The sequence below is a fragment of the Bacillus sp. IS1 genome (assembly GCF_032461585.1).
In the GTDB taxonomy this organism is placed as follows: Bacteria; Bacillota; Bacilli; order Bacillales; family Bacillaceae; genus Bacillus; species Bacillus velezensis.
The window spans coordinates 44,990-66,346 of sequence record NZ_JAWCWR010000009.1; the positions used below are offsets into that span (position 1 = coordinate 44,990).

General features: G+C 41.0%; 18 protein-coding genes, 1 rRNA gene and 1 other annotated feature. All 19 genes read right to left on the reverse strand.

Translation table 11 applies throughout. From position 1 onward, the window contains the following. Position 1: 1 nt before the first annotated feature. Positions 2 to 751, reverse strand: coding sequence for a 23S rRNA (guanosine(2251)-2'-O)-methyltransferase RlmB (gene rlmB, locus RUW00_RS21085; RefSeq protein ID WP_003156413.1), 750 nt, complete (start codon positions 749 to 751; stop codon positions 2 to 4). Continuing rightward, positions 735 to 1,166, reverse strand: coding sequence for a Mini-ribonuclease 3 (locus RUW00_RS21090; RefSeq protein WP_003156412.1), 432 nt, complete (start codon positions 1,164 to 1,166; stop codon positions 735 to 737). The genes rlmB and RUW00_RS21090 overlap by 17 nt, the downstream gene beginning before the upstream one ends. A 4-nt stretch (positions 1,167 to 1,170) precedes the next feature. Next, a complete protein-coding gene (gene cysS / locus RUW00_RS21095) occupies positions 1,171 to 2,571 on the reverse strand; it encodes a cysteine--tRNA ligase (protein WP_095273389.1) in 1,401 nt (466 codons plus the stop codon). After that, the gene (cysE, locus tag RUW00_RS21100) at positions 2,568 to 3,221 is read right to left on the reverse strand and encodes a serine O-acetyltransferase (RefSeq protein WP_003156410.1); all 654 of its coding nucleotides are present in this window, start codon (positions 3,219 to 3,221) and stop codon (positions 2,568 to 2,570) included. The genes cysS and cysE overlap by 4 nt, the downstream gene beginning before the upstream one ends. A 74-nt stretch (positions 3,222 to 3,295) precedes the next feature. Further along, positions 3,296 to 3,529 (reverse strand) — a binding site (T-box leader). 2 nt (positions 3,530 to 3,531) lie between these two features. Beyond that, positions 3,532 to 4,983, reverse strand: coding sequence for a glutamate--tRNA ligase (gene gltX, locus RUW00_RS21105; protein ID WP_095273390.1), 1,452 nt, complete (start codon positions 4,981 to 4,983; stop codon positions 3,532 to 3,534). Positions 4,984 to 5,074: 91 nt separating this feature from the next. Further along, entirely contained in the window at positions 5,075 to 5,551 is a 477-nt protein-coding gene (ispF, locus tag RUW00_RS21110; RefSeq protein WP_003156407.1) for a 2-C-methyl-D-erythritol 2,4-cyclodiphosphate synthase, read from the reverse strand. Further along, entirely contained in the window at positions 5,544 to 6,242 is a 699-nt protein-coding gene (gene ispD, locus RUW00_RS21115; RefSeq protein WP_017419469.1) for a 2-C-methyl-D-erythritol 4-phosphate cytidylyltransferase, read from the reverse strand. Before ispD ends, ispF begins: the two co-directional genes overlap by 8 nt. Positions 6,243 to 6,254: 12 nt before the next feature. After that, positions 6,255 to 7,355 carry a PIN/TRAM domain-containing protein gene (locus RUW00_RS21120; protein WP_003156403.1) on the reverse strand — a complete coding sequence of 367 codons (1,101 nt, stop codon included), beginning with the start codon at positions 7,353 to 7,355 and terminating at the stop codon, positions 6,255 to 6,257. A gap of 113 nt (positions 7,356 to 7,468) precedes the next feature. Then, a complete protein-coding gene (gene disA / locus RUW00_RS21125) occupies positions 7,469 to 8,551 on the reverse strand; it encodes a DNA integrity scanning diadenylate cyclase DisA (RefSeq protein ID WP_003156401.1) in 1,083 nt (360 codons plus the stop codon). Between the two features lie 3 nt (positions 8,552 to 8,554). Continuing rightward, positions 8,555 to 9,934, reverse strand: a complete 1,380-nt coding sequence (gene radA / locus RUW00_RS21130) for a DNA repair protein RadA (protein WP_014416742.1) — start codon at positions 9,932 to 9,934, stop codon at positions 8,555 to 8,557. Between the two features lie 116 nt (positions 9,935 to 10,050). Continuing rightward, a complete protein-coding gene (locus RUW00_RS21135) occupies positions 10,051 to 11,088 on the reverse strand; it encodes a S8 family serine peptidase (RefSeq protein ID WP_095273391.1) in 1,038 nt (345 codons plus the stop codon). Between the two features lie 4 nt (positions 11,089 to 11,092). Then, entirely contained in the window at positions 11,093 to 12,811 is a 1,719-nt protein-coding gene (locus RUW00_RS21140) for an ABC transporter ATP-binding protein (RefSeq protein ID WP_052826976.1), read from the reverse strand. Between the two features lie 48 nt (positions 12,812 to 12,859). Continuing rightward, complete coding sequence (locus RUW00_RS21145) at positions 12,860 to 15,901, reverse strand: type 2 lanthipeptide synthetase LanM (RefSeq protein ID WP_095273392.1); 3,042 nt, start codon at positions 15,899 to 15,901, stop codon at positions 12,860 to 12,862. Positions 15,902 to 15,957: 56 nt separating this feature from the next. Beyond that, positions 15,958 to 16,194 (reverse strand): mersacidin/lichenicidin family type 2 lantibiotic, encoded by a 237-nt coding sequence (locus tag RUW00_RS21150; RefSeq protein WP_052826974.1) that lies wholly within the window; start codon positions 16,192 to 16,194, stop codon positions 15,958 to 15,960. Positions 16,195 to 16,444: 250 nt separating this feature from the next. Further along, positions 16,445 to 18,883 carry an ATP-dependent protease ATP-binding subunit ClpC gene (gene clpC, locus RUW00_RS21155; RefSeq protein ID WP_095273393.1) on the reverse strand — a complete coding sequence of 813 codons (2,439 nt, stop codon included), beginning with the start codon at positions 18,881 to 18,883 and terminating at the stop codon, positions 16,445 to 16,447. Continuing rightward, on the reverse strand, positions 18,880 to 19,971 hold the full coding sequence (gene mcsB / locus RUW00_RS21160) for a protein-arginine kinase McsB (RefSeq protein WP_003156398.1): 1,092 nt from the start codon (positions 19,969 to 19,971) through the stop codon (positions 18,880 to 18,882). The genes clpC and mcsB overlap by 4 nt, the downstream gene beginning before the upstream one ends. Beyond that, entirely contained in the window at positions 19,971 to 20,528 is a 558-nt protein-coding gene (gene mcsA, locus RUW00_RS21165; RefSeq protein ID WP_095273394.1) for a protein-arginine kinase activator protein McsA, read from the reverse strand. Before mcsA ends, mcsB begins: the two co-directional genes overlap by 1 nt. Before the next feature lie 13 nt (positions 20,529 to 20,541). Beyond that, positions 20,542 to 21,006, reverse strand: coding sequence for a transcriptional regulator CtsR (ctsR, locus tag RUW00_RS21170; RefSeq protein ID WP_003156396.1), 465 nt, complete (start codon positions 21,004 to 21,006; stop codon positions 20,542 to 20,544). A gap of 227 nt (positions 21,007 to 21,233) precedes the next feature. Beyond that, a 5S ribosomal RNA gene (rrf, locus tag RUW00_RS21175) occupies positions 21,234 to 21,349 on the reverse strand. Between the last annotated feature and the right edge of the window lie 8 nt (positions 21,350 to 21,357).

Here is a 21,357-nt window from a genome sequence, read left to right on the forward strand (position 1 = left end):
TTCATTCCCCTAAAGGATTGCGCTTCCGGTAGACTTCATACATGAGAAGGCCGGCCGCTACCGACGCATTCAGAGACGTGACTTTTCCGGCCATCGGAAGCTTAATGAGAAAATCACATTTCTCTTTCACAAGCCGGCCCATTCCTCTGCCTTCGCTTCCGATAACGAGCGCCAAAGGCATCTTGCCGTCCATAGAGCGGTAGTCTTCCCGGGCGGATGCATCCGTTCCGACGACCCAAATCCCCCGCTCCTTCATTTCATCAAGTGTCCGGGCAAGATTGGTCACCTTCACGACGGGAATGTGTTCAATCGCACCGGTCGAAGCTTTTGCGACCGTCGAAGTCAGTCCGACCGCTCTGCGTTTCGGAATCACGATGCCGTGTGCACCGACAGCGTCAGCCGTTCTCATGATGGAACCGAGATTATGAGGGTCTTCCAGCTCGTCCAGTATGAGAAAGAAAGGCTGTTCGTTTCTCTCTTCCGCTCTTTTATATAATTCGTCTAATTGTGCATATTCATATGCCGCCACCTGGGCGACAACACCCTGATGCTGCCCCTCCACCATCTGATCGAGTTTTTTCCTCGGTACAAATTGAATGGTGACGCCGCGCTTTTTAGCAAGCTCCATAACTTGCTGCGCCTGTCCTTTTACTGTGTTTTCCGCCATCCATAACTTATACAGCTTGCGATCTGACTTTAACGTCTCAATCACAGCGTTTTTTCCTATGACGTAATCATGTTGCTGACTCATTTGTTTTCCTCCCTGACGTCCCGACTTGTATAGCCTCAGCAATCAGCTGATTCAGTCTTTCTTCTCTTTTCTCAAGAAAAAGGTATCCGAGTAAAGCCTCAAAAGCTGTACTATGGCGGTACGTCTGTACATCTGTGTTTTTAGGCGTCGTCCCTGATTTCGCGTTTCTGCCTCTTCTCAGCACGGCTTCCTCTTCCTCCGTGAAAAAGGATTCGTCCTGAAGGCGGAACAATATGTCTGCCTGTGATTTTGCCGATACAATCCGGCTCGCCTTCTTATGAAGGTCATTCGGTTTCGTAAAGCCCTGCTTAAGCAGGTGATGCCGGACGTATATTTCAAAAATGGCATCACCCATATAAGCAAGCGCAAGACCGTTTAACTGCTTTGAATCTTTGATTTGTTCAAATTGAAGCATCCGCTTACTCTCCCCGCTTCCAGCGAGTTCCCTGGGCCGTATCTTCAAGAATGATATTCATGCTTTTCAGCTGATCGCGAATCTGGTCTGACAAAGCAAAATCGCGATTGCGGCGGGCTTCATTTCTCTTCTCAATCAACTCTTCAATCTCTTCGTCGACAAGCTCTTCTTCGCCGAGCGTAAGTCCGAGAACAGATCCGATTCTGTCAAACATGCTGATAAAGGCTTTAATGACGTGATCCGCCGTATTGTCTTCCTGCATGTAGTAATTGGCGAGCTTCGCCAGATCAAACCAAACGGAAATCGCATTCGCCGTATTAAAATCATCATCCATTGCTTCTTCAAACGCAGTGCGGTGCTCTTCGATTTTAGCGAGCCATTCCTCATCATTGTCAGTCAGATTCGTGCTGCTAATCAAACGATGGTTTAAATTACTGTAGGCCGTCTTCAGGCGGTTAAACGCGTTTTTTGTTTTCTCAAGCAGCTCTTCCGAATAGTTGATCGGGTGGCGGTAATGAACGGACAGCATGAAAAATCTCAAAAGCTGCGGGTCATATTGCTTAATGATATCGTGCACCAAAACAAAGTTGCCGAGAGATTTTGACATTTTCTCATTATCGATATTGATATATCCGTTGTGAAGCCAGTATTTTGCGAATGTCTTGCCTGTTAATGCTTCAGATTGGGCAATTTCGTTTTCATGGTGCGGGAATGTCAGGTCCTGACCGCCGGCATGAATATCGATTTCGTCACCCAAATACTTTTTCACCATTGCGGAGCATTCAATATGCCAGCCCGGACGGCCTTTTCCCCAAGGGCTATCCCATGAAATTTCTCCGTCCTTAGCAGCTTTCCAAAGAGCAAAGTCCAGCGCATCATCTTTCTTCTCGCCGACACGGATACGCGCGCCTGATCTGAGTTCATCAATTGATTGCTGAGATAGCTTGCCGTAGCCTTCGAAGGCCCTTGTTTTGAAATAGACGTCGCCTTCTGATTCATAAGCGTAGCCTTTTTTAATCAGCTCGCTGACAAATTCAATAATGGCGTCCATGTTTTCCATGACCCGGGGGTGAAGATCCGCTTTCCGGCATCCGAGGGCGCCCACGTCTTCAAAATACGCTTTAATGAACCGTTCAGAAACGCTCGGGACGTCCTCGCCGAGCTCGTTGGCCGCCTTAATCAGTTTGTCGTCAACATCGGTGAAATTCGATACGTATTGAACATCGTATCCTTTATACTCCAAATAGTTGCGTACGGTATCATACACAATCGCCGGACGGGCGTTTCCGATATGAATATAGTTGTATACAGTCGGTCCGCATACGTACATTTTTACTTTGCCTTCCTCAAGAGGAACGAATGTTTCCTTTTTCCGTGTCAATGTATTATAAAGTGTAATGGTCATTTTTGGTTGATCCTTTCTTTTTTATCTTCCAGTTCAGCCTGCAGTTCAAAAATCTGCTGCTCCAATGCTCTAAACCGGTCAGCAACCGGATCGGGCAAGTCTTGGTGATTGAGATCGCGTTTGATTTTTCTTCCGTTCTGAATGACGACTTTCCCCGGTATGCCGACAACGGTCGAAAAGTCGGGAACATCACGAAGCACAACGGAGCCGGCCCCTACTTTAGAACCCTGCCCGACCGTAATAGAGCCGAGCACCTTCGCTCCGGTTGCAATTAAAGCATCATCTTTTATGGTCGGATGCCGCTTCCCCTTTTCTTTTCCCGTTCCCCCGAGAGTGACGCCTTGGAATACCGTCACGTTATTGCCGATTTCACATGTTTCCCCTATGACGACCCCCATACCGTGGTCAATGAAAAACCTTCTCCCGATGGTCGCGCCGGGATGGATTTCAATTCCGGTAAAGAAACGGGCAATCTGTGATATCAGGCGCGCCAGGAAGAAAAATCTCCGTTTATATAAAGCATGTGCAATCCGATGCGCCCATATAGCATGTAAACCAGAATAAGTTAAAACAACTTCGAAATAGCTTCTTGCTGCCGGATCTTGATCGAACACTGTATCTATGTCTTCTTTTAGCATTTTAAAAAACACATGCTTCCCCCCATTCTCTCCCCGCTCCAGTCTGTTTTTCCGCCTATAAAAAAAGCGCCTCTGCATGTAAACATGACAGAGACGCTTTTACCGCGCGGTTCCACTCTGTTTGAAAAACAAGTCACTGTTTTCCCAACTTAAAAGCCGGTAACGGCGGCGGCCGCCTTTAAATACTGATTTCCGCAGAAATGTTCTTCAAAGGTCTTAAGGGCGCACTTCTAAAACATGACGCATGAATCTCTCTCAGCCGATGAAGATTCTTTCTGTAATGGTCATTGTTTTATACTCTTCCCTGTCAACAATCGTATATTTAAATGCTTTTCAGGCGTCTTACGGCTGTTTCTCTGCCGATCAGCTCAATGGCCTGCGGAAGCTCCGGACCGTGTGTCTGACCGGTAACCGCTACACGAATCGGCATGAACAGCTTTTTGCCTTTATGGCCTGTTTCTTTCTGAACAGCTTTGATTGAGGCTTTGATCAGCTCAGGCGTAAATTCTTCAAGCTCTTCAAGCTTCGCAGCAAATACGCTGAGCACTTCAGTCACCTGTTCTTCTTCCAGAACGGCTTTTGCCTCTTGATTATACTCGATCTCATCTTTAAAGAACAAATCAGTCAGCTCGACAATTTCAGCGCCGTAGCTCAATTGCTCATGGTAAAGAGAGATTAATTTACGAACCCATTCCTGCTCTTCGGCAGAAAGCTCAGTGCCGACTTTTCCTGCTTTTTGCAGGTGCGGCAGGGTCAGCTCAACAACTTGATCAAGATCCAGCGCTTTGACGTATTGGTTGTTGACCCATTTCAGTTTATGCATATCAAACAGAGCCGGTGACTTAGACAAACGATTTACATCAAAAATGTCAATGAATTGTTCTCTTGTGAAAAGCTCTTCTTCACCGACGGGAGACCAGCCGAGAAGTCCGATAAAGTTAAACAGCGCTTCAGGCAGGTAACCCAGCTCATCATACTGCTCAATAAACTGGATAATTGATTCATCACGTTTACTTAATTTTTTGCGGCTTTCGTTCACGATAAGCGTCATATGTCCGAAGACAGGAACATCCCAGCCGAATGCCTGGAAAATCATGATCTGTTTCGGTGTATTTGAAATGTGATCCTCACCGCGGAGCACGTGCGTCATTTTCATTAAGTAATCGTCAATCGCGACGGCAAAGTTATACGTCGGTGTTCCGTCTTTTTTGACGATGACAAAGTCGCCGATGCCGTCTGATTCAAAAGAAATCTCGCCTTTTACGATATCGTTAAATGCGATGATTTTCCCTTCCGGCACGCGGAAACGGATGCTCGGCTGTCTGCCTTCGGCTAAAAACTGCTCCTGCTCTTCCTGAGTCAGGTTTCTGTGTTTGCCGGAATAGCGCGGCATTTCCCCGCGGGCGATTTGCTCTTCACGTTCTTTCTCAAGTTCTTCTTCCGTACAGAAACATTTATAAGCTAGCCCTTTTTCAAGAAGCTCTTCATAGTACTCTTTGTAAATGTCGTTACGCTCAGACTGGCGGTACGGGCCGTATTCTCCACCGACATCCACACTTTCATCCCAGTCCATGCCGAGCCATTTCAAATAGTTGAGCTGGCTTTGCTCTCCGCCTTCAATATTTCGCTTTTTGTCCGTATCCTCAATCCGGATAATAAACTTTCCGCCTTGGCTGCGGGCAAATAAATAGTTAAAAAGCGCCGTTCTGGCGTTACCGATATGCAAATGTCCGGTCGGACTCGGTGCATAACGAACGCGTACTTCATTTCCCATGTTCAAATACTTCCTTTCATCTCGTCTGTAGCCTCTAGCCGAATATATGTATCTATTCTACCACCAAATAGACCGGGCATCAAAACAATGATCAGGCTTTTTGGATCAGAACGGTTGCCTGAGCGGCAATTCCTTCGGCTCTTCCGGTAAACCCGAGCTTTTCTGTCGTCGTCGCTTTTACGTTTACTTGAGAAACGTCCGCCTCAAGGCCTTCTGCTATCCGTTTTCTCATAGCATCAATATGCGGCGCCATTTTCGGCTTTTGCGCAATAATCGTGCAGTCTATATTTCCGAGTACGTATCCTTTTTCTTTAACAATGTTCCAAACATGCTGAAGCAGCTTAAAAGAATCCGCATCTTTGAATTCCGGATCAGTATCCGGGAAATGCTTGCCGATATCTCCTTCACCTGCCGCTCCGAGACACGCGTCTGCGACTGTATGCAGCAATACATCAGCATCTGAATGTCCGAGCAGCCCTTTTTCATAAGGAATTTCAATTCCGCCGATGATGAGAGGACGGCCTTCCGTTAATTGATGCACATCAAATCCTTGTCCGATTCTAAACATTATGATTCCCACTTTCCGCTTTCATGATTGCTTCCGCGGATATCAGATCATCCGGCGTTGTCAGCTTAATATTGGTATAGCTGCCTTCAACGATACTCACCTGATATCCATCAAGACGCTCGACGAGGCTGGCGTCATCCGTCCCTAAGAAGCCTTTGTTTTCCGCTTCCATATGCGCCGTCTTCAATAAAGAAAGACGAAAAGCCTGCGGCGTTTGAACGGCCCACAAGCTTGAACGATCAAAGGTCTCCGCAACCCGGGAGCCTTCCGCCCGTTTTATCGTGTCTTTCACAGGAACAGCCAGGACAGCCGCTCCCGCCTCCTCTGCTGTTTCAACGAGCTTATCGATATGCTGATGTGTGACAAACGGGCGCGCTCCGTCATGAACAAGGACGACCGATTCCTTATCAATCACTTTCAGTCCTTCGTATACACTGTGCTGACGCTCCGCACCTCCGGTAACAAGCTCAATTTCCGTCTGAATCGGAAATTGGGCCAGCAGCTGGCGAAAATCTTCCCGTTCACTCTCGTTTATCACCAGGATTATTTTCTGACAGGGTGCGTGGCTTTCAAAAACCCGCAGTGTGTGTATAATTACAGGCGCACCTTTTAAGCTGATGAACAGCTTATTTTTCCCGGCCTTCATCCGTTTTCCTTGTCCGGCAGCCGGAATAACGACAACATACTCCATATTAACTCCCTCTTAAAGAGCTTTCTCAAGCAGCTTGGGCTTGGCAAAAATCATTCGTCCCGCCGCTGTCTGCAGTACGCTGGTTACGAGCACATCAATATGTTTCCCTATATAATTGCGGCCTTCTTCCACAACAATCATCGTCCCGTCATCCAAGTAAGCCACACCTTGATTATGCTCTTTCCCGTCCTTAATCACCTGCACATTCATCTCTTCGCCCGGAAGCACAACCGGCTTCACCGCGTTTGCAAGGTCATTAATATTCAGTACCGCAACCTTCTGAAGCTCACATACTTTATTTAAATTAAAATCATTCGTCACAACGACGCCGGATGTCAGCTTCGCAAGTTTGACAAGCTTGCTGTCAACCTCCTGAATGTCTTCGAAGTCGCCTTCATAAATTTCAACCGTAATATCCAGTTCCTTTTGAATGCGATTCAAGATATCCAGTCCGCGGCGTCCTCTGTTACGTTTTAAAACATCTGAAGAATCAGCGATATGCTGTAATTCCTCCAGCACAAATTGAGGAATGACAATGACGCCTTCTAAAAAGCCCGTCTGACAAATATCTGCAATTCTCCCATCAATAATAACACTTGTATCCAAGATTTTCAGCCTTTTATCCTGTTCCTCCTGCTCCTCATCAGCACTTCCCTTTTTCTTCTGCATTCTTGCAGAAATGGAGAAAAGACTGATCAGTTCATCCTTTTTCTTAAATCCGACTTGGAAGCCCAGGTAACCGAGAAAGAAAGCCAGAAAGACCGGAATGATGGTGCTGAATATACGGTACGGAATATTGTCCAGCGGAATCACGTTTACAATGAGATATGCGATGATAAGTCCAAAAACCAATCCGAGACTCCCGAATAACAGATCCGGCACCGGAGCTCTCAGCAAAGAATCTTCAATCCATTTTACCCAATTAATCACATATTCTGTCGTCCATATACTGATGAGAAAAAAGATAATAGCACCAATTGCAGCAGACGTATATGCGTTTGTTATTAAAGGTATGTCCTGTATATTTGACAGCACAAACAATTCAGGTATTAAAAAGATACCGACAACGCCGCCCACAATAATGAAGAACGCCTGAACTATTCGTTTTAACATACCTCCACCTCCTTTTAAGTAGCATTTTTTCAGCAGACTGTCAGAGCCTACAAATTCAGAATAAACAAAAACTAACAATAATATACCCGGATTCCGACAGGTTTAAGCGATTCTTAAAGCTGTCTATCTATATAGTGTTTTTCCTGAAGGCGTTTTAAGCCTTTTTTGATTTTTTGGGCGCGCACTTCTCCGATACCCTCGACATCATCAAGCTCTTCCACAGTGGCTTCCGTTATGCTTGGCAAAAATCCGAACGCCTCAACCACATTTTCAACAATCGGCATCGGCAGACGCGGAATTTTGTTCAGCAGCCTGTATCCTCTCGGGAGCACATAATCATCAAGATTCGTAGAAGCCGGATATCCAAGCAGCTTAAACAGAATGGAATCATCAAGCAGATCATAGCTGGACATATCCTGAAGCTCTTTTAACAGCACGAACGGATCTTTGATTTTTTCTTTGACATAGTCTTTGATGAAAAGTGCCGCCTCTTCTTCCATGTCCGTAATCAGTTCAATCACCTGCAGACGGATTAAGTGGCCTTCCGTTCCGAGTTCTTTAATATACATATTGATTTCATTTTTTATTCGGAGCACCATTTCATACCGATGCATGACGGACAGCACGTCACTGAATGTCACAAGCTCCTCAAACTCTAATGCGTTTAAAGCCGTAATCGTTTTGTCTAAAATGGTTTTATACTTCTCAAGCGTTTGAATGGCCTGATTTGCCTTTGTTAAAATAAATCCTATGTCCTTTAGTGTGTACTTCATGCTGTCCTGATATAACGTAATGACATTTCTGCGCTCAGAAATGGCAATGACGAGACAGCCGGTCTGCTTCGCCACCCGTTCCGCCGTACGGTGCCTCATTCCCGTTTCTGAAGAAGAAATGGTCGCCTCCGGCATAAGCTGCGTATTCGCATAAAGAATTTTCTGGCCGGAATCACTTAAAATAATGGCACCGTCCATTTTGGCCAGCTCGTATAAGTGAGCGGGCGCAAATGATGTATTAATATGAAAACCGCCATCGACGACTTGCTTTACCTTATCATTGTATCCGACAACAATCAGGCCGCCTGTATTTGCCCGAAGTACATTCTCTATCCCGGCTCTGAGCGGGGTGCCCGGTGCAACGAACTGCAGAATTGCAGACAGGTCAAGCTCTTGTTTCGCCCCTTTTTTCTCTTTTTCCATCTATTATGATCCTCCTAATGAAGTACGAAGCGCTTCTGCAACATTTGCTACTCCGACAACCTCAATCCCTTTTGGTATTGTCCACCCGTCTGCATTCGCCTCAGGTATGATCATGCGCTTGAAGCCGAGTTTCGCCGCTTCTTTTACGCGCTGTTCGATTCTTGACACCCTGCGGACTTCTCCTGTCAGACCCACTTCACCGATAAAGCAATCTGCGGGATTCGGCGGTGTATCTCTGAAGCTTGAGGCAATGCTGACGGCTACAGCCAAATCAATCGCCGGTTCATCCAGTTTGACCCCGCCGGCGACCTTTAAATACGCATCTTGATTTTGAAGCAAAAGACCCACCCGCTTCTCAAGCACAGCCATAATTAACGACACTCTGTTGTGGTCAATGCCTGTAGCCATGCGGCGCGGGTTTCCAAAACTGGTCGGTGATATGAGCGCCTGAATTTCAACCAGGATCGGTCTCGTTCCTTCCATTGACGCAACGATACTCGAACCTGATGCCCCGGCAGAACGCTCTTCCAAGAATATTTCAGAAGGGTTCAGCACCTCCGTAAGCCCCTCTTCCCGCATTTCAAAGATGCCCATTTCATTTGTGGAGCCGAAACGGTTTTTTACGGCCCGCAAAATACGGAATGTATGGTGCCGCTCTCCTTCAAAGTATAGAACGGTATCGACCATGTGCTCAAGCAATCTCGGCCCTGCGATCGATCCTTCTTTTGTGACGTGTCCGACGATAAAAATAGGTATGCCGTTTGTTTTCGCGATTTTCATCAATTCGGCCGTACACTCTCTTACTTGTGATACACTGCCGGGAGCTGAGGTGATATCACTTTGGTACACGGTCTGAATGGAGTCTACGACAACAAATGCGGGTTTCATCTCTTGTATAGCAGACGAAATATACTCCATATCGGTTTCAGATAAAACATGTAACATTTGGCTGTTGATTCCAAGTCTGTCGGCACGCAGCTTCGTTTGCTTCACGGATTCTTCCCCTGAAATGTAAAGCACGCTGCCGGCCGTATCTGCTAATTGTGCGGATACTTGGAGAAGGAGCGTTGATTTTCCGATCCCGGGATCGCCGCCGATTAATACTAACGAGCCCTTCACAACGCCGCCGCCAAGCACTCTGTTGAATTCTTCGAGCTTTGTGTGAACGCGGGGTTCTTCCGATGTTTCAATTGATGTAATGGGTGATGGTTTCTGGACGGTTTGAACGGAGTGGGAGAAAGCCGCCCGCCGATTCGCCGGCGCTTTTTTTATGGTTTCTTCCACCATTGTATTCCAAGCCCCGCAGCCCGGGCACTTTCCCATCCACTTTGCGGATTCATAACCGCATGAGTGGCAGATGAATTTTGTTTTTGATTTAGCCATATATGAATCTTCCTCTTACTATAAAATTAAGACATACCGTATATATGTATGCCTTTAAAAAGTTCGTGCTGTGTATTGTTTTTACGACAGAATAATGATCTGTAGTTTCATTATATTCAATAGTTATCGATAAGCATTAAACTATTGTATGCATTTACAATTCGAGTTCCCGCTTCATTTACCTCTTTAAAATTTTGAGAGTTTGAAACAGCTCCTCTTATAAGGAGCTTTAATACATCTTCAAATTCATATTTCTTTTTATTCTTTTTTAATTTTGATAAAATTAATCCTATTGTGGCTGTAACTTGAGCAGTTGCGATGCTTGTTCCATAAGTTAGGTCATAACCTCTTGGTAGATCCAATGCTTTTCCGATAACAGAAGGTTCTTTAGCTAACGGAAATGTGGTTAAAACCATTTGCCTTATATCAAAAATTTTATTTGTATTCCAAGAGTCTCCTAACTCTCCCCCATAGCCACATATAGTTATGCAATCTCCATAATTAGAGTAATTAACTAAATCCATATTTTTCTTTACAGAAGCTACACCTACAACACCGTCTAGAGAAGCAGGCATTATATATAAATCGCCAGTCTTATATTCTGAATTATACCTAAAAACTCTCCGTTGATCGTTTCCAATGGATGATACTATAAATGTATTCATATCCAACAGTTTCTTAACAATTTTATTATATTCTCTTATTTCAACTAAATCTTTCTGGTTTTTTAGAGCATTATATGCCCCTAAACTTAAGTTAATTATATCTACATTTTCATCATATGCCTTATAGAGAGCTTGTAATACAAAACTTGCACTTGAAGACTTATCCCTTATAACTTTATATGGGATAATTTTTAACTCAGGACCGATTCCTAATAATCTTCCATTAGCTGCAATGATTCCAGCAATTTGAGTACCATGACCAATTTTATCATCAATTGAATCGTCTATAAAAGACATTGCTTTTTCCAAAAGAATGTTCTCTTTTAAATCTGGATGATCCGTATCAATACCGCTATCTATAATTGCTATTTTAACATCTTGACTCCCTTTTTCAGAATAAAAGGTTTTCCCATTGTCTGTTACTAAATCTACAGCCCATCCCCACTTTTGATATAAATCAGCATTTTGTATTAACTCTAAAGTTTTCATAAAACTACTTAACCTCCGATAGGTCAAACTGTATATCTACTAACCTTTTATATAAAGGATGCATTTCATATAGATCTTTATGAGTACCTGACCCAGAAACACGACCATTTTCTAGTATAATGATATTGTCCGCAGATAATATTGTAGATAATCTATGCGCAATAACCAAACTAGTTTTCTCCCCCATTAAGTAGTCTAGAGTTTTTTTGATTATTTCCTCTGAATAACTATCTAGATTCGATGTTGCTTCATCCAACAATAATAGTTTGGGGTCTCTAAGAATTACCCGAGCTATTGCAATTCTTTGTCTTTGTCCAGCAGACAATTTCATCCCCTTTTCTCCAACTTCAGTGTATATTCCCTTAGAGAAACCTCCAACATCTTTTTTTAAATACGTTCTTTCAAGAACACTATCTATTTGTTCCTTTGTAAAATCACCCTTTGTTCCGTACAATATATTGTCTAGTATGGTTCCATCGATTATTGGAGTCTCCTGAGTTACATAACCAATTTGTTTTCTCCACTCTTGTAATTCATATTCAGAAATTAATTTATTATTTAAAAAAATCCCTCCGCTTTTAGGCTCATATAAACGCTCTAACAGGGAAAATATAGTGGTTTTTCCTGCCCCACTGGGGCCAACTAAAGCTGTAACAGTACCTGGTTTCAAACTAAAGGATATGTCTTTTAAAGTTTCCTTTTCCTCGTTATAGCTAAAACTTACATTTTTAAAAAGTATGTTAGTATTAGGTTCGCTGTATTTCAGCCCTTCTTTTTTTTCTACTTCTTTATTGAATATTAGATCATTAACTCTGTTAATTGCTCCTAATGACTTTTTATAAGTAACAAAAAACTCCCCAATTGAACTTACAGGAATTATTATTTGAATCAAATACATTATAAACGCCATCAAATCCCCGCTTGTTAAAGTATGTGATGAAACTCTATAACCCCCATACATAATTATACTAACAATAATCAGCATTAAAACTAAACTAATCAGTGGCGTTAATATAGAAAAAATTTTCGCTTCTTTTATTGACTCTCTATAGATGTGAGTAGCATTTTCAATGCCTTTTTTTTCTTCAAGGCTTTCTGTATTGGATATCTTTATTAATTTAATATTATCCAAAACTCGGTTCAAAAAAGATGTTAAAGACCCCACATAATGTTGTTGTCTTTGGGATATCGAAAGAACTTTTCCGCCCATTGGTAATAAAAATAATGATATTAAAGGTATTGATATAATTAAAACTAAAGTTAATCTCCAATCCAAAACTATCAGTATTATTACCGAACCAATAACAGCTATAATACCGGATATAAAAGATATTAAATCGCTTCCAAAGAAATCTTTAATAATTAAGGTATCATTAGTTATTTTGCTTATAATATCCCCAGATTTGTTTTTCTCAAAAAACCCCATATTAAAAGTGAATATTTTTTCGATACCCTTCACCCGTATAGATTTGACTACTTTTTGTCCAATACGATTCAAGAGATACAATAAAATACCTGAAAGAAAGGTTTGGAATAGCAATACTAGAGTTAAAACAATAATCTTAGTAAAATCAAGACCTTTTGAAAAACTATCCACCAACTCCCTTGTAAGAAGTGGTATTGATAAGCTAAATGCTGTCTCTAGTAAACTCAATAGTAAACATATCATCAATACATATTTCGGTAATTCTATAACCTTTAATAATTTGTAAACTTGTTTCACAATATCACCACAAATTTGAATTTTGTAAGCCTTCTAAATATAGAAGGCCTACAATATAGGTTGCTCTAAAGTCAGGATATTCGGCATACCTAAAAAGTCATCTCCATAAAGCATGGCATATCCTACTCCTGCAGCTCCTGTCATTAATCCAAAGTCTAGTTCAAATTTTTGTTTAATTCTATCTGAATTTAGAGACCTTTCTATTTCCTCTATACTATCAGATACTAAATGAATTAACGTTTGATTATTTTGTTTTTTTGCTAATTCCAAAATTATCAATTGAACTCCTAACTTCCCATGACATAGAGTTATATCTTTATATTTTCTAGATAATAACTTGTCGATTATTATTTTTTGTTCTGTACCGTCAAAATTTCTATTCATATTATTTCTAGCTAATAAGATGCCAGGTGCTCCATGGCACCAAAAATTTTGATATTCATTATTTATATTTCTTAAATCTCTCCAATTCTTCTTTTCTCTTGAATAGTGGTAATCCTCGTATTCTATTAACATATTGATGTAATCTTCATAGATCTTATCTCCGGTAACATCTTCAAGTTTTTTTAGAGCTAAAGCAATACCCGAGGCACCATGAGAAATTCCTGTGAGCATTTTAAACTCATCTTTTTCGACACTACTGTCTATATACTCAAGAACAAAGCTACCAAAAGATTTTGCCAAACTCAGTGCATCTTCTATACGTAATGTACAGTAGATATTCAATAAAACAATAATAGACCCTGCATATCCACCTATAAAATCAATTTCATTATTATAATTATGTTTAAAAGAATCAAGTTTATTAAGAACCGTCTTTATATCTTCAGCAAATTCTCTCTTTTTTTCAGGAAAAAAGTAAATATAATGATTAAGAACATATAAGTATGAGCATAATCCATAAAACGCTGAAATATTTTCGTTCTCGTTGATTTTAATTTTCGCACTATTTATGCATCTCAGTGCCATATTTTTATATTCATCTTTATTATATTGTCTATTCAAATAAAGAAAAAATAAACCGACGCCTAAAACGCCCTCATACAAACTTTCATCTATTGGAGATAATATGAACTTTTCACTATCTATTTGTTTTTTTGAAATAAAAGTTACAAAATTATTATTAACGTCTATAATGGACTTGCTTATAAGGAAATCACCTATTAATTCTGGAAGAGTCTTATCTACACTTTTTTCAAAATTCTCGCTGTATTTTAAATTGGATTGGGTTTCACTTAAATTAGAAAAACACTGTCTTATAAATTCAATTTGTTGTTTATAATCCATTGTACTAAGCTGTTTTATTCTTTCTTTTACTATAGTTAAAGACTCTTTCTCAAAAAAACTTGAGATTCTTTCTCCTCTTGATGTAATTAAATCTTTTGAATTAATACCTGCGTAAAAATAAGGTATATCATGGTTTAATAAATCATTATATTCACTGAATATAATATCTAAATTTTGAAGATGTTTTTTATTCCATATATTTTCAAAAAGCAGATTTCTATCTAAACCGTTCATTAAATAATCAGGATGTAAACTCCATTCTAAGAACTCAGCATAAGTCGCTGTATTCCGATAAATAAATCTAAAATATACGTCTTTAAAAGCTTCAATAGGTCCATCTTCATCTAAGAGTTCTTTTTTGTTTTCTTTAAACAAATTATATAAGGATGTAAAGCCTTTAATAATTGATTCTATGTATTTACTAGGCTGAATTGCGTCATTGGAAGTAAGTGGTTGATTTTGAGAACCTTTATACTCTTGTTTTGTTTTAACAAGCTTCATATTATCTGTTCCAACATTTTGAAAATCAAACGACTCAAATGGAAGTTCTTGGTTTCCACTTCCTCCAATTCCACTTAAATCAAATTCAACACCCGTATAATTACTAACAGGTAACATCCCTGTTAAAATCACTGAATTATTAATTTTATCCCAAGCTAATTCATCTACTTTATTATAACTTTTATGTTCAATCTTATTTTGGAAGAGCGATTCAAGGTCAACTAAAATAGGATAAGCAGAATGGGCAATCATGTTTTCCAAATGGAAATCCGTAGCATTAAGTATATATAATAAGGCAGTATATGCACCTTGCCGTTCATAAAATAATTCAATGTCTTTTTCTTTATTACATGCTCTATAATTAATAAACTTCTGCCATCCGTAGCTCTTTTTATCAATTGACTTAGCATATTTTAATTCAGGTTGAAAGTTTTTTTGATTAATCCATGTAATAAGTTCTTCAAATTTCTTATCCATATGTAATGATCTTGGTTTATAGATGAGTTTATGACCGTTATCAAATTTTAAACACATTATACTTCTACCATTATTATGATCATCACCTAATCCCTTATCTAAAGAAACAAGAACGCTATCTGAAATGAACTTTTTCTCTATAAGATCACGTCTATCACTAATGTAACGTGATAAGGTCTCTTTAAAATTATTTATATTTTTTTCAACAGAGCTTACAATCAATCTCGCTAAAACTGAATACTCTTTCAATACTTTTAAGATTTCTTTTGGACTCTCTAAAAATTTTTTTGAATAGGAATGATACCTTTCATCTGAGGTTTTTCCAACTAAGTTTCCTTTTAACCTTTCAATATTTAGATCAAGTATAAGAGTTCTTGAAACTAGTGAATCCAGGTTTTCTTGTATTGCGTTTATTAAAGAATCACGTAGCTTTACCGCGTTAATGTAACTATAGTCGAAGATATGTTTGAATTCAAAGTCTATTTTTCGTAATGCCCAATCTAAAAATGGATAATTAAAGTAGTAAAAAACTGATTGTTTATAGGAATGGTTACCATTGTATTTATAAGTTTCTTTAAAAATTTCATTTAACCTATCTATCCACAATCTATCACTAATTTCAAAATCACATCTGGAAGAAATTATCTTACTGAAAATGTTGAAACCCTTATAATATTTCTCTATTTTCTCTTCAAACACTTCTTTTTTTAAACCTGAAGTTAATACCCATTTTTCATATTGGTCATGGATGATTTTGGTACCTCTATCCGGAATTCTCTCACTTATATATGAACCATTTTTGAATTCATCAAATAAATTAGACATATGAACATTCTCCTCTCAAAAAAGAGGACTCCACGAGCCCTCTTTTTAAGTAAGTTTTAAACTTTACATTTTATTTTAAATGTAGGACAGACTTTCAAACTTACTCGAATAACTACAGTTGGTGCAGGACTAACTGGGGTTGTCATAGGGTTAACATTTTCCTCACTACCAAGCATTGATAATTGGCGAGCTTCTATAGACCCAGATGGATGATCTGCTACATCCGATAAAGTTTTTCTAAATTCAGGATCTTTCCATGCTCTAATGGTTCTTTCAATCTGCTTTTCTGACATATTTTTACCTCCCTGTAATTTGATACAAGGAAATTATAATATATTTCCAAATGAATCGCAACAATTATCGCAAAATTCTATTTTTTGATTAGAGCTTCTATGCCTCGCTTCCTATTTACCGACTGATGGTTTCGTATGTTCACACACTTTAACTTTATGCTAACGATCTAAGACTTAATAATAACTTTACCTTTTAAAAAAGACGTGCAAGATTAGCTGCACGTCTTCTCATATTTAATTTAATAACATTTTAATCATCCGTTTTAGCAGTTGTTTTTACGACAAATTCGCCGTCCTCAACATCAAGAACAATGTGCTGGCCTTTATCGATATTGCCTCTGAGGAGTTCTTCTGATAACCGGTCCTCCACATGCTTTTGAATCGCTCTTCTTAACGGACGTGCGCCGTATTCCAAATCGACGCCCTCTTCTGCCACTTTTGCTTTTGCAGCATCCGTCAGCTCGATAGAGAGATCTTGTTCTTTCAGACGTTTTGTTAACTGATCAGACATAAGCGACACGATGTCTGTAAGATGTTTTTTCTCAAGGGAGTGGAAGACGATAATTTCGTCAATCCGGTTGATAAACTCAGGTCTGAAGGCACGCTTCAGCTCTCCCATGACTTTGTCTTTCATGTCTTTATGGTTTTGTGATTCATCCTGCACATTGAATCCCACATATTTGTTGCGTTTCAGCTCGCTCGCTCCGACGTTTGACGTCATAATCAGGATCGTGTTGCGGAAATCCACAGTGCGTCCTTTTGAATCAGTCAAGCGTCCGTCTTCAAGCACTTGCAGGAGAATGTTAAACACATCAGGGTGCGCTTTTTCAATTTCATCAAGCAGTACGACAGAGTAAGGTTTTCTTCTCACTTTTTCTGTCAGCTGACCGCCTTCATCATAGCCGACATATCCCGGAGGAGAACCGACAAGACGTGAAGTCGAGTGTTTCTCCATGTATTCGGACATATCCACTCTGATCATCGCTTCCTCATCACCGAAAATGGATTCCGCCAGCGCTCTTGCCAGCTCTGTCTTCCCAACGCCTGTAGGGCCTAAGAAGATGAATGAACCAATCGGACGTTTCGGGTCCTTCAGTCCGGCTCTTGCACGTCTGACAGCCTTTGCAACGGCTACAACAGCTTCATCCTGGCCGATGACGCGGGAGTGCAGAATGCTTTCCATATTGAGAAGCTTATCTGTCTCCGTTTGGGCAATTTTAGATACGGGCACCCCGGTCCAGCTGGATACAACCATCGCGATATCCTCTACAGAAACTTCGGAGTTCTCCTGGCCTTGTTTTTCTTTCCACGTTTTTTTCGTGTCTTCCACCTGTTCTCTCAGACGCTGCTCCGTATCACGAAGGGAAGCCGCTTTTTCAAACTCCTGGCTCTGAACGGCAGCGTCTTTTTCCTTGCGAACTTCATCGAGTTTCTGCTCAAGCTCTTTTAAGTTCGGAGGCGTTGTGAAAGAACGGAGACGCACTTTTGAACCGGCTTCATCAATTAAATCGATCGCTTTATCCGGAAGGAAGCGGTCAGAAATATAACGGTCGGACAATTTTACCGCCGCTTCAATCGCTTCATCGGTAATGGATACGCGGTGATGCGCTTCATAGCGGTCACGGAGCCCTTTTAAAATTTGAATGCTTTCATCGGCTGACGGCTGATCCACCTGAATCGGCTGGAAACGGCGCTCCAGAGCCGCGTCTTTTTCGATATATTTACGGTATTCATCAAGCGTTGTCGCACCGATGCATTGAAGCTCTCCGCGGGCCAGTGAAGGTTTTAAGATATTCGACGCGTCAATCGCACCTTCTGCTCCCCCCGCTCCGATCAGCGTGTGCAGTTCGTCAATGAATAAAATAATATTGCCGGCCTGACGTATTTCATCCATTACTTTTTTCAAGCGGTCTTCAAATTCTCCGCGGTATTTCGTACCGGCTACAACCGTACCCATGTCTAATGTCATTACGCGTTTATCACGTAAAATTTCCGGCACTTCATTATTGATGATCTGCTGTGCGAGGCCTTCAGCAATCGCAGTTTTACCGACACCCGGTTCTCCGATAAGAACGGGATTATTTTTCGTTCTGCGGCTTAATACCTCAATAACACGCTGAATTTCTTTGCTACGGCCGATAACCGGATCAAGACTGTCTTCCTTCGCAATCGCAGTTAAATCACGCGCCAGACTGTCCAGCGTCGGCGTGTTTGCATTGCTGTTCGTACCGGATGCAGAAGATCCCGTCTCATTGCTTCCCAGAAGCTGCAGCACTTGCTGTCTCGCCTTATTCAAGCTGACACCGAGATTATTCAGAACTCTCGCCGCCACGCCTTCTCCTTCACGAATCAGTCCGAGAAGTATGTGTTCTGTTCCCACATAAGAATGTCCTAGCTTTCTGGCTTCATCCATTGATAACTCTATTACCTTTTTGGCTCGAGGTGTGTAATGAGGAACAGAGGTGGTGCTTTCCTGCCCTCGACCGATCAAACTTTCCACTTCTTTCTGCATTTTATCTGAATTAAGGCCAAGCGCCTCTAAAGCTTTAAATGCGATCCCTTCGCCTTCACGGACTAACCCTAATAGTATATGTTCAGTTCCGATATTTGTATGGCCTAAGCGCAGTGCTTCTTCCTGTGCCAGTGCCAATACCTTTTGAGCTCGCTCTGTAAACCTTCCAAACATCATATCGAATCATCCTCCTGTCTATTTGCACTCATTTCTAAATGCAGCCTTTCCCTGATAAGAGCCGCTCTTCTCGCGTCTCTTTCGTTCGGCCGTAATGCACCGCCCGAATATTGCTGGAGAAAACCCGGCTGTGTCAAAATCATCAGTTCATTAAGTATATTGCTTGATAGCCCTTTGATGATCCCCAGGTCTATCCCCAGCCGAACGTCAGAAAGGCATTTCGCCGTTTCCTTTGATTCAATCATACGGCAGTTGGATAAAACACCGTAAGATCTGAATACCCGGTCCTCCAATTCAATTTTCGAGGTTTGGTAAAGCGCTTCTCGGGCTGAACGTTCCTGCTCAATCAGCTGGGCAGCCACACTGTTTAAATCATCTACAATGTCCTGTTCTGATTTTCCGAGTGTGATTTGATTTGAAATTTGAAAGATATTTCCTAATGCTTCGCTGCCTTCACCGTAAATTCCTCTAACAACTAAGCCTAATTGGTTAATTGCCGGTATAATTCGATTCATTTGCCTAGTTAATACAAGGCCCGGCAAATGCATCATGACTGAAGCCCTTAGTCCCGTCCCTACATTTGTAGGACAGCTTGTTAAGTACCCTCTCTTCTCTCCAAAGGCGTAATCCACTTTCTCCTCAATCCAGTCATCAACCTGGTTTGCCGCTTTTATAGCGTTGAGAAGCTGGAAGCCGGGGAAGAGGCATTGAATTCTGATATGATCTTCTTCATTTAACATAATGCTGACTTCTTCATTTTCAGAAAGCAGACAGCCGCCAAAAGGAGATTCCGTTAAATTAGGACTGATCAGATGTTTCTCCATCAGCACCCGTTTTTCCAAAGGCTGAGCTTCACTCATTCTGATTAAATGAAATTGACCGATATCAGGCAGTTCTTTTCCTGAAAAATGATCTTCGAATTGCTGAATGATGGATGAGGCTTCTTCATTCGTATACCTGGCAGGAAACTTTATATTTTCAAAGTTTCGGGCCAACCGTATACGGCTACTGAGTACAATGTCACTTTCAGGTCCCTTTTGCTTCATCCAATTGCTTAGTGCGTCCTGAATAAAATGCTTGAGCGACATTACCCTTGTTCCCCCTCACTGTCTTTACTTTTTAATTTTTGCTCTAACGATCGGATCTGATCCCTGACCTCCGCTGCTCTTTCAAACTCTTCGTGGTGTATTAAAGATTCAAGTTCTTTTTTAAACATTTCCATTTGCCGTCTTACATGCAGGTTTCCGCCTATTCGTTTTGGAATTTTCCCGGCATGCACCGTATTCCCGCTGTGAACTTTTCGCAAGATCGGCGTAATTTGGCTGTAGAACGTATCGTAACATTCCGCACAGCCGAAACGCCCTGTTTTTCTCAGCTGCTGAAACGTCATACCGCATTTCTTACAAGCTGTCCCTTGCTCTGAGTAGCCGAACATTTGAGAACCGGTGTTTTGAAATGAAGACTCCATATTCAGCAGCCCTGATAATAAATTATGAATCGAGAACCCTTGGTTTCCACTTATACTGTATGAATCGCTATTTTCTTTTGCACATTGTTCACAAATATGAACTTCTTGTTTTTCTCCATTAACAACTTTCGTAAAGTGAAAAGTGGCCGGTCTCTCATTGCATTCTTGACAAATCAATCTTTTCACCCGCTTACTTTAGTTTTAAAGATGTGAGCATTGCTTTCATCATTCTGGCTCTTAGTTCATCCCGTTCGGGCAAATCAATATATAGAACTGAACGATCCATTACACTCACCATCATTTTAGCTTCTCTTTCCGAAATAACTCCGTCCTCTAACAGTCTGAGAATAATGTCATCAGAGGCTGCCTGGGACAAGTGGGTATGAATCTGCGAAATAATATTGTTGATGAGGACGACTTCGTTATTCATTTTAATTTTGATAATACGAATATAACCGCCGCCTCCCCGTTTACTTTCAACAATATATCCTCTTTCACTTGTAAACCTGGTGTTGATGACATAATTTATTTGGGAAGGAACACATTGAAATTTATCAGCGATTTCACTGCGTTTGATCTCTAAAATTTCTTTGCCATTTTGATCTAATACTTGTTTCAAGTACTGTTCAATGATGTCAGAAATATTATGTCCCACTCAACCCCCTCCTTTATTGACTTTGACTATATTTGACTTTAATCTTACTATAAGGTGTTTCGCAAAATTTTTCAACTGTATCGCTCTATCTCTATTATTTCCACTTTGCACAAGCATAAAACCTGCTTTTGCAAAAAGGCATATCGTTACGTTTCTCATATTATATAACGTATGCAAAAAAACACAAAAAAGGCAGCTCATGATGAGCTGCCTTTACCGTAATGATAGCTTGGCGGCGTCCTACTCTCACAGGGGGAAACCCCCGACTACCATCGGCGCTGAAGAGCTTAACTTCCGTGTTCGGCATGGGAACGGGTGTGACCTCTTCGCTATCGCCACCAAACCATTGAG